The 12,407-nt window shown below is 69.8% G+C and carries 14 protein-coding genes; 2 read left to right on the top strand and 12 right to left on the bottom strand.

The window, feature by feature from the left end:
• Positions 1–33: 33 nt before the first annotated feature.
• The 12 genes from ASF44_RS27810 to ASF44_RS27755 all read right to left on the bottom strand — a co-directional run bounded on the left by ASF44_RS27810 (position 34) and on the right by ASF44_RS27755 (position 9,726).
• Entirely contained in the window at positions 34–492 is a 459-nt protein-coding gene (locus ASF44_RS27810; RefSeq protein WP_056902516.1) for an SRPBCC family protein, read from the bottom strand.
• A 76-nt stretch (positions 493–568) separates the two neighbouring features.
• Positions 569–865, bottom strand: a complete 297-nt coding sequence (locus tag ASF44_RS32630) for a hypothetical protein (RefSeq protein WP_056902515.1) — start codon at positions 863–865, stop codon at positions 569–571.
• A 64-nt stretch (positions 866–929) separates the two neighbouring features.
• Complete coding sequence (locus tag ASF44_RS27800) at positions 930–2,213, bottom strand: TRAP transporter large permease (RefSeq protein WP_056902514.1); 1,284 nt, start codon at positions 2,211–2,213, stop codon at positions 930–932.
• A gap of 3 nt (positions 2,214–2,216) precedes the next feature.
• Entirely contained in the window at positions 2,217–2,675 is a 459-nt protein-coding gene (locus tag ASF44_RS27795; protein WP_056903038.1) for a TRAP transporter small permease, read from the bottom strand.
• A gap of 50 nt (positions 2,676–2,725) precedes the next feature.
• On the bottom strand, positions 2,726–3,715 hold the full coding sequence (locus ASF44_RS27790) for a TRAP transporter substrate-binding protein (RefSeq protein ID WP_056902513.1): 990 nt from the start codon (positions 3,713–3,715) through the stop codon (positions 2,726–2,728).
• A 444-nt stretch (positions 3,716–4,159) separates the two neighbouring features.
• Complete coding sequence (locus ASF44_RS27785; protein WP_056902512.1) at positions 4,160–4,762, bottom strand: nucleoside triphosphate pyrophosphatase; 603 nt, start codon at positions 4,760–4,762, stop codon at positions 4,160–4,162.
• Between the two features lie 11 nt (positions 4,763–4,773).
• Positions 4,774–5,253: a 23S rRNA (pseudouridine(1915)-N(3))-methyltransferase RlmH gene (rlmH, locus tag ASF44_RS27780; RefSeq protein ID WP_056902511.1), complete on the bottom strand. Its 480-nt coding sequence runs from the start codon at positions 5,251–5,253 to the stop codon at positions 4,774–4,776.
• Positions 5,254–5,260: 7 nt separating this feature from the next.
• Entirely contained in the window at positions 5,261–6,001 is a 741-nt protein-coding gene (rsfS, locus tag ASF44_RS27775; RefSeq protein ID WP_056902510.1) for a ribosome silencing factor, read from the bottom strand.
• Positions 5,998–6,597 carry a nicotinate (nicotinamide) nucleotide adenylyltransferase gene (nadD, locus tag ASF44_RS27770; protein ID WP_056902509.1) on the bottom strand — a complete coding sequence of 200 codons (600 nt, stop codon included), beginning with the start codon at positions 6,595–6,597 and terminating at the stop codon, positions 5,998–6,000. The genes rsfS and nadD overlap by 4 nt, the downstream gene beginning before the upstream one ends.
• An 11-nt stretch (positions 6,598–6,608) precedes the next feature.
• Positions 6,609–7,523 (bottom strand): oxygen-dependent coproporphyrinogen oxidase, encoded by a 915-nt coding sequence (hemF, locus tag ASF44_RS27765; RefSeq protein WP_056902508.1) that lies wholly within the window; start codon positions 7,521–7,523, stop codon positions 6,609–6,611.
• Positions 7,520–8,812, bottom strand: coding sequence for a phosphoribosylamine--glycine ligase (gene purD, locus ASF44_RS27760; RefSeq protein WP_056902507.1), 1,293 nt, complete (start codon positions 8,810–8,812; stop codon positions 7,520–7,522). Before purD ends, hemF begins: the two co-directional genes overlap by 4 nt.
• Before the next feature lie 194 nt (positions 8,813–9,006).
• A complete protein-coding gene (locus tag ASF44_RS27755; protein ID WP_056902506.1) occupies positions 9,007–9,726 on the bottom strand; it encodes a YebC/PmpR family DNA-binding transcriptional regulator in 720 nt (239 codons plus the stop codon).
• 67 nt (positions 9,727–9,793) lie between these two features.
• Between ASF44_RS27755 and ASF44_RS27750 the strand changes: the two genes are divergently transcribed.
• Positions 9,794–11,317 carry a helicase HerA-like C-terminal domain-containing protein gene (locus tag ASF44_RS27750; protein ID WP_056902505.1) on the top strand — a complete coding sequence of 508 codons (1,524 nt, stop codon included), beginning with the start codon at positions 9,794–9,796 and terminating at the stop codon, positions 11,315–11,317.
• On the top strand, positions 11,318–12,382 hold the full coding sequence (locus ASF44_RS27745) for a metal-dependent hydrolase (protein WP_056902504.1): 1,065 nt from the start codon (positions 11,318–11,320) through the stop codon (positions 12,380–12,382).
• Positions 12,383–12,407 lie beyond the last annotated feature (25 nt).

Raw genomic sequence — 12,407 nt, 5'->3', positions numbered from 1 at the left:
AGCGCGCTTGGTCGGGGCGGCCCTGCGCACCGCTCATGCGCCGTCGGGAATTTCGGGTTCGACCAGCTGCGCCAGCAAGGTCAGCGACTCCTGCCAGCCCAGCATGCACGCGGCGGCCGGGATCACGGCCGGAATGCCCTCCTGCACCACGTGCATCTCGGTGCCGACCAGCGTCTGCTGCAGGCTGACGGTGACCTGCATCTCGCCGGGCAGGTTGGGATCGTCGAAGCGGTCGGTGTAGCGCAGCCGCTCGCCCGGCACGAGCTCCAGGTAGGTGCCGCCGAAGCTGTGGCTCTGGCCCGTCGTGAAGTTGGTGAACGACATGCGGTGGCTGCCGCCCACGCGCGCGTCCATGGCGTGCACCTTGGCCGTGAAGCCGTGCGGCGGCAGCCACTTGACCATGGCGTCGGGGTCCAGGAAAGCGCGGTAGACACGCTCTGGCGGCGCGCGCAGCACGCGGTGCAGGCGGATGGTGTGGGTGGATGCGGACATGCGGTGCTCCTGCTCAAGCCGAGGACGACCCTCTGCACCCACGACGCTCCGCGTGGGCCGGAATCGACAAGGCCCGTCAGGCCTTGCGCTTGGCCTGCTTGGCCACGTCCTCGGCCAGCAGGCGGCGCACTTCCAGCGCGTCCAGCGCGTACGGCAGCAGCGAGATCGCATGCTCGGGACGGGCCTTCTCGCCGAACACGGCCTGCGTGGCCGACCACATGAATTCCAGCGTCTCGGTGACTTCGCCCAGCGCATCGCGCGTCATGTTGGGCAGCAGGGCTTCGGCCTGCGCGGGCTTGGCCGCTGCCTTGCGCGCGGGGGCGGCAGCCTTCTTGGCGGTGGTGGACTTGCGGGCGGGCTTGGCGGTCGTCACGGCGGCTCCTTGTTCTGGGTCGGTCTGTAGAGGCGCGAGTGTAGTCGCGCCCACCACCGCGAACTCAGAAACCCAGCGTGTGCGGCAGCCAGGTGGAGATCGCCGGCACGAAGGTGATCAGCGCCAGCACCACGAGGTGCGCCACCAGGAACGGCGGCAGCTCGCGCGCCAGCTGGGCCATGGGCACGCGCGTGGCCACCGAGACCACGAACAGCAGCCCGCCCACCGGCGGCGTGATCATGCCCAGCGTGAGGTTGACGATCACCACCATCGCGAAGTGCGTGGGATCGATGCCCAGCGCGGCCGAGATCGGCGCGAGGATGGGCACCAGGATCATGATGCCGGGCAGCGGCTCCATGAAGATGCCGAACAGCAGCAGCAACACGTTGACGACCAGCAGGAACGCCACCGGCGGCAGGTTCCAGCCCGTCACCATCTGCGACAGCATCTGCGGCACGCCCTCCACCGTCAGCACCCAGGCAAAGGCCGACGAGGTGGCCATGACCAGCAGCACCGAGGCCGTCAGCAGCGCCGAGCGCGAGGCGATGGCGGGGATCGCCTTCCACTGCAGCGTGCGGTAGATCCACTTGCCGCAAATGAGCGCGTAGAACACGGCCACGACCGAGGCCTCGGTCGGCGTGAAGATGCCGAAGCGGATGCCCACCAGGATCACGAAGATGAGCAGCAGCGCCGGGATGGCCTTGATGCTGTTGACCCACATCTCGCGGCGCGAGGGGCGCGCCTCGTGCGAGCGGTAGCCGCGCTGGCGGCACACGCGCCAGTTGACGAAGGCCATGGCCAGCGCGATCAGTGCGCCGGGAATGAAGCCGGCCATGAACAGCCCGCCGACCGAGACCTGCTCGTCCTGCATGGCGTAGATGATCATCGCGATCGACGGCGGGATGATGGGCCCGACGATGGCCGTGCTGGCCGTCAGCGAGGCCGCGTAGGCGCGCGAGTAGCCGGCCTTCTCCATCATCCTGACGGCCATGGAGCCCGGCCCCGCGGCGTCGGCCAGCGCCGAGCCCGAGATGCCTGAGAACAGCGTCAGCGACAGCACGTTGGCATAGCCCAGGCCGCCGCGCAGGTGGCCCACGAACTGCGCCGCAAAGCGCAGCAGCACCTGCGTGAGCGCGCCGCCGGACATCAGCTCGGCCGCCAGGATGAAGAAGGGCACGGCCATCAGCGGGAAGCTGTCGATGCCCGTGAACATCTCCTTGAACACGATCAGCTGCGGATAGCGCCCGCCGACGAAGACCGCCAGCGAGGCCGCGATGGCCAGCGCGAACGCGATGGGGAAACCCAGGACCATCAACACGATGGCCGCGATGAACAGCGTGACACTCATGGCTTAGAGGGATGCGGCGGCGTCGGGGTCGAGCTCGTCCGATGGCGCGTACTGGCCGGTGGCGATGAAGCGCCGCGCGATGAACAGCAGGTGCACGAACAACAGCACGAAGCCGACGGGCATGGCCAGGTAGATCCACGAGATCGAGATCTCGGTGGCGGCCGTGGTCTGGAAGCGCGTGGCCCAGACGTACAAGGACGAGAAGTACGCCATGACCAGGCAGAAGATGCCGATGCCCACGACGATCACGGCGCGGATCGCGCGCGCCAGCGGCGGCTGCGTGCCCGCGTGCAGGCTGTCCACCGCCACATGGCCGCCGAAGCGCAGCACCATGCCGGCACCGAGGAAGGTCACCCAAATCATGAGCTGGCGCGAGATCTCCTCGCCCCAGACCAGCGATTCGCCTGTGGTGTAGCGCAGCACCACGTTGGCGAACACGATGCAGGCCATGGTCAGCAGCATCACGATCAGCAGCCAGCGGTTGCCGGCCACCAGCGCCTTCTCCAAACGGCTCACTTGACGGCCGCGATGTTGTCCAGCGTCTTCTGGCCGAACTTGGTCGCGAACTGCTTGTAGGCGGGCGCCAACGCGGCGCGGAAGGCTGCCTTGTCGACATCCGTGACCACGGCCACGCCATGGCTCTTGATCTCCTCGACGCCGCTCTTCTCCACGTCGTCGACGAACTTGCGCGAAGCCAGGCCGCCGGCGCGCGCGCCGTCGGTGAAGGCCTTCTTCTGCGCGTCGTTGAGGCTGCCCCACAGCGCGGGCGAGACGATCAGCGCCATCGGCGCGTAGACATGGCCCGTGAGCGTCATGTACTTCTGCACCTGCCAGAGCTTGGCCGAGACGATGACCGAGACCGGGTTCTCCTGGCCGTCGATGATGCCCTGCTGCAGTGCGCCGATGACCTCGGGCCAGGACATGGGCGTGGGCGCGATGCCGAGCTGGCGGAACGCCGTGATGTGGGTCTGGTTCTCCGTCACGCGGATCTTCAGGCCCTTGGCGTCCTCGGGCTTGACCACCGGGCGCTTGCTGTTGGTCAGGTGGCGAAAGCCCTGCTCGCCCCAGGCCAGCGCGATCAGGCCGCGGCCGCGGAACTTGGCCAGCAGGTCTTCGCCGAACTTGCCGTCCAGCACGGCGCGGGCGTGCGGGGTGTCGCGGAACAGGAAGGGCACGTCCATCACGCCGGCATCGGGCACGAAGTTGCTGACCGCGCCGTTGGAGACGATCACGGCCTCGACCGTGCCCAGCGTGAGGCCTTCGATGAGTTCGCGCTCGCCGCCCAGTGCGCTGGACGGAAAGTGCTTGAACTTGAAGGCGCCGTTGGTCGACTTCTCGACCGCCTCGGACCAGGCCAGCGCGCCGGCACCGAAGTGCGAGTTCTGCGCGAGCGCATAGCCGATCTTGATCTCGCGCGGCTGCTGGGCCAGCGCGCTGCCCACGGGTGCGGCAGCGGCCAGCGCAGCGGACAGGGCAAGAAAGGAACGGCGGATCAACGTCATGAAGTCTCCTCGTGACTGGGGCGAAAACGAAAATCGAACGGAGGGGATGGCCTGGGGCCGTGCGGCCAGGTGCTGCACCGGCCGCAGCCTGCCGACGCTTCGGGCTGGGCAGGCAGGGGGCGAGAGTCTAAACGCTCGCGCGAGCGGTGCAGCGCCGCGGCCCGCCGGAACCTGTCCAGAACCTGACCGCGATGGCCCACCCCTGCCCTGTCCACCACGGCGCCGGCCGGTTGCACCATGCACCCACGCGGCCCGACGCGGCGACGTCCGCGGACCTCATGCGCGCCCGCAAGGCTGACGGTCCACAGCGCGCCGGCTGCCCGAAAACGAGGCAATCCTGTGGCGGCCCGCATGGGCACTGGCGCGGCGCCCGCCCCTCCCAAGCCTGTCCCCAACGATATCCACAGGCGGCCGGGACAAGTCCCAGAGTCCCGCGCGCGGGTTTCAGCAGGCGAGGCCGGCCTGGCGCAGCAGCTGCGCGGTCTCGAACAGGGGCAGGCCCATGATGCCCGTGTAGCTGCCGCGCAGCGTGCGGATGAAGGTCTGCGCCCTGCCCTGCACGGCATAGGCGCCGGCCTTGCCCAGCGGCTCGCCGCTGGCGACGTAGGCCGCGATCTGCGCGGGCGTGAGGGTGTCGAAGCAGACCTCGGACACGCTCAGGGCCTGCAGCCGCTGGTTGCCGTGCTGCACTGCCACGGCCGTCAGCACGCGGTGCGTGTGGCCGGACAGCGCGGCCAGCATGCGCGCTGCATCGTCGGCGTCTTCGGGCTTGCCCAGGATGGTGGAGCCCAGCGCCACCGTGGTGTCGGCGCACAGCACGGGCGCAGCGGGCAGGCCACGCGCTCGCTGGCGCGCCACGGCGGCATCGAGCTTGAGCGCCGTCACGCGCTGCACGTAGCGCGCCGGTGCCTCGCGGCCGCGCACGGTTTCCAGCGCCTCGGCATCCTCGCCCGGCCCGGCCAGCAGGAGTTCGTGGCGCACGCCGATCTGGTCGAGCAACTGGCGCCGGCGCGGACTCTGCGAGGCGAGGTAGACGAAGTCGGGCATGCCGGGCGCCGCTATTCGCGGTGGTAGGGATGGTTGGCGTTGATCGACCAGGCGCGGTAGAGCTGCTCGATCAGCAGCACGCGCGCCATGGCGTGCGGCAAGGTCATGTCCGACAGGCGGATGCGCTCGTGCGCGGCCTGGCGGAAGGCCGGCTCCAGGCCGTCGGGGCCGCCGATCACGAGGGCCACGCCGTCGCCTTCGAGCTGCCAGGTCGACAGCCGCGTGGCCAGGGCCTGCGTGGTCAGCGTGATGCCACGCTCGTCGAGCGCCACCACGCGCGCATTGCGGCCGACGGCCGAGGCGATGGCGGCCTCGATGCGCTCGCGCTCGGCGGCCTGCATCTGCGGCACGGTGCGCGAGCCGCGCGGCTCGGTCTTGACGGCGCGCAACTCGACGCGCAGTTCGGCGGGGAAGCGCTTGGCGTAATCGTCGTAGGCCGTCTGTGCCCAGTCGGGCACGCGCAGGCCCACGGCCACGATGACGAGCTTCACACCCGGATCAGGAGCGGCGCGCGGCGGCCTTCTTGGCGGGCGCCGCCTTCTTCGCCGGGGCAGCCTTGCGGGCCGGTGCCGGCTTGCCCACGACCAGCGTCTTGGGCTTGGCCGCGGCCTTCAGGGGCGCCTTCTTGGCGGGCACGGCAGTCTTGGCGGCCGGTGCGGCCGGGGCCGCCTTCTTCGCCGGCGCCTTCCTGCGGGCGGGCGCCTCGATCACGGGCCGCTCGGGTGCGTACTCGGGCTCGGGCTTGCGGGCCTTCTTGGCTGCGGCCTTGCCGGCAGGCGTCTTGGCTGCCGTCTTCTTCGCGGCGACCTTCTTGGCCGGCGCCTTCTCGACGGCCTTGGCCGGCGCGGCGGGCTTGGGCGCGCCGAGCTTCAGGCGCACGGGCTTGTCGCCCCACAGCTCTTCCAGGTGGTAGTACTGGCGGATGCTGGGCTGCATGATGTGCACCACGGCCGGCCCGCAGTCCACGATGATCCACTCGCCGTTGTCCTCGCCCTCGACGCGCGGCTTGGAGAAGCCGGCTTCGCGCACGGCATCGCGCACGCTGGCGGCCAGCGCGCGGGTCTGGCGGTTCGACGTGCCCGAGGCGACGATCACGCGCTCGAACAGTGGGGACAGGTGCTCGGTGTTGAAGACCTGGATGTCCTGCGCCTTGACGTCTTCGAGGCCATCGATGATGGACCTCTGCAGCTTCTGGGTGTCTTTCTTGGCGGCGGATTCCGTGGTGGTGCCAGTGGTCATCGAGCGGTTCGGTAGAGGTGGTGTTGGTCAATATAGCGTGCAACGGCTGGCGGAACCAGATGGGCAATGCCCTGGCCCGCTGCAACGCGCTGGCGGATTTCGGTGGCGCTGGTCGCCACCGGAACGGTGTGGAGGAAGTCGATCGTCGCGCCCGGCAATGCCAGGTCGGGCATCCTGCCCTGCGGCGCGGCGTCGTCCACGCGGGCGGCGACGCACAGATTGGCCAGTGCCACGATCTCCTGCCACTCGTGCCAGCTGGTCAGCGCACGCGCTTGATCGGAGCCGATCAGCAGGTACAGCCGGGCGCGAGGATAGCCGATTTGCAGTTCCCGCAGGCTGTCCACGGTATAGCTGGGGCCGGTGCGCTCGATTTCGCGCGCGTCCACGACCACGCCGGCAAGCCCCTCGAATGCCAGCTCCGCCATGACCAGCCGGTGCACCGCATCGGTGGGCTGCTTGGGCCGGTGCCAGGGCTGGCCCGTGGGCAGCACGTGCAGGCGGTCGAGCTGAAACTGGGCCATGGCCGCGCGCACCAGGTCCACATGGGTGTTGTGCGGCGGGTCGAAGGCACCGCCGTAGACGCCGACGCGCAGCATGGTGGGGTGGCTCAGATCCAAGTGCGGGGCACCAGGAAGTGCTCGGTCAGCTGCGCCTCGGCCGAGCCGGGCTCGGGCGTGTGGCGGTACGACCAGGCGGCCTGCGGCGGCATCGACAGCAGGATGGATTCGGTGCGTCCGCCGGACTGCAGGCCGAAGTGCGTGCCGCGGTCCCAGACCAGGTTGAACTCGACATAGCGGCCGCGCCGGTACAGCTGGAACGCGCGCTCGCGCTCGCCGTAGGCCTGGTCCTTGCGGCGCGCGAGGATCGGCAGGTAGGCACCCAGGAAGGCCGATCCCACGGCCTGGACCATGGCGCCGCTGCGCGCCAGGCCCAGTTCGGAGAAGTCGTCGAAGAACACGCCGCCGATGCCGCGCGCTTCCTGCCGGTGCTTGAGGAAGAAGTACTCGTCGCACCATTGCTTGAAACGCGGGTACTTGTCGTCGCCGTAGGGCGCCAGCGCATCGCGGCAGACACGGTGGAAGTGGCGCGCGTCTTCCTCGAAGCCGTAGATGGGCGTCAGGTCCATGCCGCCGCCGAACCAGCACACGGGCACTTCGCCCGGGTGGCCGGCCGCGATCATGCGCACGTTCATGTGCACGGTGGGCGCATAGGGGTTGCGCGGGTGGAAGACGAGCGAGACGCCCATGGCCTCGAAGGGCGCCCCTGCCAGCTGCGGGCGATGCTGCGTGGCCGAGGGCGGCAGGCGCGGGCCGCGCACGTGCGAGAAGCCGCAACCGGCGCGTTCGAGGACGGCGCCGTCCTCCAGGATGCGCGTGACGCCCTCGCCCTGCAGCACTTCGCCTTCGCCCTTGGTCCAGCGGTCGGTCAGGAAGGTGCCGCCGTCCACGGCCGCCGCGGCGCTGCAGATCTCGTCCTGCAGGCCGCGCAGCCAGGCCGCGAAGCCGGTGGCGGCGTCTGTCATCGGACCGCGCGGTGGCCGATGTCGCGGCGGTACTGCATGCCGTCGAACTGGATGCCGCGCACCACCTCGTAGGCGCGCTGCTGGGCCAGCTTGACCTTGTCGGCCAGCACGGTCACGCACAGCACGCGGCCACCGCTCACGCGCACGGTGCCATCGGCGTCGCGCTGGGTGCCGGCGTGGAACACCACGGCATCCGGCTCGGCGGCCGGCAGGCCGGTGATGGCATCGCCCTTGCGCGGCGACAGCGGGTAGCCGTGCGCGGCCAGCACCACGCCGAGCGCGATGCGGCGGTCCCATTCCAGCTCGACCTGGTCGAGCTTGCCGTGCGGGCCGGGCTCGGTGGCGGCCCACAGCACCTCGAACAGGTCGGACTTCAGGCGCATGAGCAGCGGCTGGGTCTCGGGGTCGCCCAGGCGGCAGTTGAACTCCAGCGTCTTGGGCCGGCCCTGGGCGTCGATCATGAGGCCGGCGTACAGGAAGCCGGTGTAGGCGATGCCGTCCTTCTCCATGCCGCGGATGGTCGGCAGGATGATCTCGCGCATGGCGCGCGCGTGCACGTCCGCCGTGACCACGGGCGCGGGCGAATAGGCGCCCATGCCACCGGTGTTGGGGCCCTGGTCGCCGTCCTGCAGGCGCTTGTGGTCCTGGCTCGTGGCCATGGCGGTGACGTTCTTGCCGTCGCACAGCACGATGAAGCTGGCTTCCTCGCCCGACAGGAACTCCTCGATCACCACGCGCGCGCCGCCTTCGTTGTGCGCCACGCCCAGCGTGTTGTCCACGAGCATGAAGTCGATGGCTTCATGGGCCTCGGCCAGCGTGGTGGCCACGACCACGCCCTTGCCCGCCGCCAGGCCGTCGGCTTTGACGACGATGGGCGCGCCCTTGGCGTCCACGTAGGCATGGGCCTGCGCCGGGTCGCTGAAGGTCTGGTACTCGGCCGTGGGAATGCCGTGGCGCTGCATGAAGGCCTTGGAGAAGGCCTTGGAGCTTTCCAGCTGCGCGGCGGCCTTGGTCGGGCCGAACACGCGCAGGCCATGGGCGCGGAACTCGTCCACCACGCCGGCCGCCAGCGGGCCTTCGGGGCCGACCACGCTGAGCGCGATGTGCTCCTTCTGCGCCCATTCGCGCAGCGCCACCACGTCGGTGATGGGCACGTTGACCAGGCGCTCGTCCAGCGCCGTGCCGCCGTTGCCCGGCGCCACGTAGACGCGCGTGACGCGCGGGGACTGGGCCAGTTTCCAGGCCAGTGCGTGTTCGCGGCCACCGCCGCCGATCACAAGAACTTTCATCTCAGTTTTCCACGGCGCTGGCGCGCCATCCGCAGGACACGAAACCGGCTCGCAAGCCGCTGCTCGGAAGGCCGCGGAGCAGGCCATGCCAGCAGACGCGGCGCAACGGGCTCTGCCCGGGCGCTCGCGGCGCCCCCTGGAGGGGGGATGGGATTTCTACACGCAATGAGAAATCCATACGGGGGTGCTTCATTTCAGAGCGCCCCGTTGTGGTAGACGTTTTGCACGTCGTCCAGGTCTTCCAGGACGTCCAGCAGCTTTTGCATGCGTTCGGCGTCTTCGCCGGTGAGCTCGATGGTGTTCTCGGCCCGCATGGTCACTTCGGCCAGCTCGGGCTGGAAGCCGGCGGCCTCCAGCGCGTTCTTGACCTTCTCGAACTCGGGATACGGCGTCAGCACCTCGATGGCGCCGTCGGCGTCGGTCAGCACATCGTCGGCGCCGGCTTCCAGCGCCACCTCCATGACCTTGTCTTCGTCGGCACCGGGCGCCAGCACGATCTGGCCGCAGTGCTTGAACTGAAACGCCACCGAGCCGTTGGTGCCCATGTTGCCGCCGTACTTGCTGAACGCGTGCCGCACCTCGGCCACGGTGCGCACGTGGTTGTCGGTCATGGTGTCGACGATGATGGCCGCGCCGGCGATGCCGTAGCCCTCGTAGCGGATTTCCTCGTAGTGCACGCCTTCGGCATTGCCCGTGGCCTTGTCGATGTTGTACTTGACGCGGTCGGCCGGCATGTTGGCCGCCTTGGCCTTGTCCACCGCCAGCCGCAGCCGCGGGTTGGCCGACAGGTCGCCGCCGCCCTGGCGGGCCGCGACCGTGATCTCACGGATGATGCGCGTCCAGATCTTGCCCCGCTTTTCGTCCTGCCTGCCCTTGCGGTGCTGGATGTTCGCCCATTTGCTGTGTCCGGCCACGAAGAATCCTTCTATCGGTCTGATTTAATCTCGGGCGCGGATTTTACTTTTCGATTGAAGGACCCCCATGGCCGAGCCGCTCGTGATCGCCAAGAACGCCAACACCGAATGCGCGCTGCTGCCGGGCCTGGCCAACCGGCACGGCCTGATCACCGGCGCCACGGGCACCGGCAAGACCGTATCCCTGCAGACGCTGGCCGAGAATTTCTCCAGGATCGGCGTGCCGGTGTTCATGGCCGACGTCAAGGGCGACCTCACCGGGATCAGCCAGGCCGGCACGCCCAACGCCAAGATGGCGGCCATCTTGGCCGAGCGCGGCATCGCGCCGCCCACGCCGCTGGCCTGCCCCGTGCAGCTGTGGGACGTGTTCGGCGAGCAGGGCCACCCGGTGCGCGCCACCATCTCCGACATGGGCCCGCTGTTGCTGGCGCGCATGCTGAACCTCAACGACACACAGGCCGGCGTGCTCAACCTGGTGTTCAAGATCGCCGACGACAGCGGCATGCTGCTGCTGGACTTGAAGGACCTGCGCGCCATGCTGCAGCACGTCGGGGAGAACGCCAAGAGCTTCACCACCGAGTACGGCAACATCAGCGCCGCCAGCGTGGGCGCCATCCAGCGCGGCCTGCTGCAGATCGAGGGCCAGGGCGGCGACAAGTTCTTCGGCGAGCCGATGCTGGACATCGCCGACTTCATGCAGACCGACGGCAACGGCCATGGCATGGTCAACGTGCTGGCGGCCGACAAGCTCATGAACTCGCCGCGGCTGTACGCCACCTTTTTGCTGTGGCTGCTGTCCGAGCTGTTCGAGCAGTTGCCCGAGATCGGCGACCCGGACCAACCCAAGCTGGTGTTCTTCTTCGACGAGGCGCACCTGCTGTTCAACGAGGCGCCCAAGGTGCTGGTCGAGCGCATCGAACTCGTGGTGCGGCTGGTGCGCTCCAAGGGCGTGGGCGTGTACTTCGTGACGCAGAACCCGCTGGACATTCCCGACACCGTGCTCGCCCAGCTGGGCAACCGCGTGCAGCACGCGCTGCGCGCGTTCACGCCGCGCGACCAGAAGGCCGTCAAGGCCACCGCCTCGACGATGCGGCAAAAGCCCGGCCTGGACATCGAGGCCGCCATCACCGAGCTGGCCGTGGGCGAGGCCCTGGTCAGCCTGCTCGATGCCAAGGGCCGCCCCGGCATCACCGAGCGCGTCTACATGCTGCCGCCCGGCAGCCAGGTCGGGCCGATCACGCCCCCGCAGCGCCAGGCGTTGCTGGCCGGCTCGCTCGTGGCGGGCGTCTATGAAAAGGTGGTCGACCGCGAATCGGCGTACGAGAAGCTCAAGGGCCGCGCCGAGAACGCCGCCGCCGGAGCGGCCGACGCCAAGGCCACGGCCGGCGCGCGCCAGGGCAGCGGTGCCGACAGCGGCATGATGGACGGCCTGAACGACCTGCTGTTCGGCTCCACCGGCCCGCGCGGCGGCAAGCGCGACGGCCTGGTGCAGACCATGGCCAAGTCCACCATGCGCACCATGGGCACCAAGATCGGCAACGAGATCCTGCGCGGGGTGCTGGGCGGCATCTTCGGCGGCCGGAAACGCTAGTTGGATTCGCTGACGCAGATCGTGCTGGGCGGCAGCGTGGCCGCGCTGGCCGTGCCCGCTGCCCACCGCCGCCGCGCCGCACTGGCCGGCGCCGTGCTGGGCACCCTGCCCGACCTCGACAGCTTCCCGATGCGCTGGATGGGCGTGGACGCCGTGACGCTGGTCACCTGGCACCGCGGCCCTTCGCACGCCCTGCCTGTGCTGGCGCTGTTCGGCGCGCTGCTGTGGTGGCTGCTGCGGCGCCGGTGGTCGCCCGTGCGCGAGGCGCCCGGCCGTTGGCTGCTGGCGATCTGGCTCGCGCTGCTGACGCATCCGCTGCTGGACGCCTTCACGGTCTACGGCACGCAACTGTGGTGGCCGCTGCCGCCACGGCCCACCATGTGGTCCAGCGTGTTCATCATCGACCCGGCCTACACGCTGCCGTTGCTGGCGGGCTTCATCGCGGTGCTGGTGGTGGGCCTGCGGCCCGTGGGACGCAGTTTCCTGGCCTGGGGCCTGGTGCTGTCCACCGCCTACCTGGGCTGGTCGCTGCTGGCCAAGACGCTGGTCGACCGCGATGCCCGCGCCGCGCTGGCCGCGCAGGGCCTGGCCGATGCCCCTTTCTTCTCCACGCCCACGCCGTTCAACACGCTGCTGTGGCGCGTCGTCGCGTTGACGCCGGACGGCATGCTGGAAGGCTACCGCTCGCTGCCCACCGACCGCGGGCCCTTGCGCTTCGAGCGCCACGCCGGCGACACCGCCGCGCTGCAGGCGCTGGCAGGCACACCGGCCGTCGCGCGGCTGCGCTGGTTCGCGAGCGGCTTCCTGCTCGCCAACGCCGAGGGCGACAGCCTGCTGCTGTCGGACCTGCGCATGGGCGCGGCGCCGTTCTACAGCTTCCGCTACCGCATCGCCGAGCGTGCGGGGCCGCAGGCACCCTGGACGCCGGTCGTGCCCACCACCCTGCCCGCGCCGCCCGAGGCGCGCGGCATCGTGTTGCGCGGCACCTGGCACCGGCTCTGGCACGAGCCTGCGGCGCAGGAGCCGCCCTTCTCGTTCACCCGTTCCACCCCACCCCTTCCCTGAGGGACGCACACCATGGATGCCCTGT

This window comes from Pseudorhodoferax sp. Leaf274, assembly GCF_001422445.1.
In the GTDB taxonomy this organism is placed as follows: Bacteria; Pseudomonadota; Gammaproteobacteria; order Burkholderiales; family Burkholderiaceae_C; genus Pseudorhodoferax.
The sequence above is the reverse complement of the archived record's forward strand: the minus strand, read 5'-3'. Positions and strand labels throughout refer to the sequence as shown.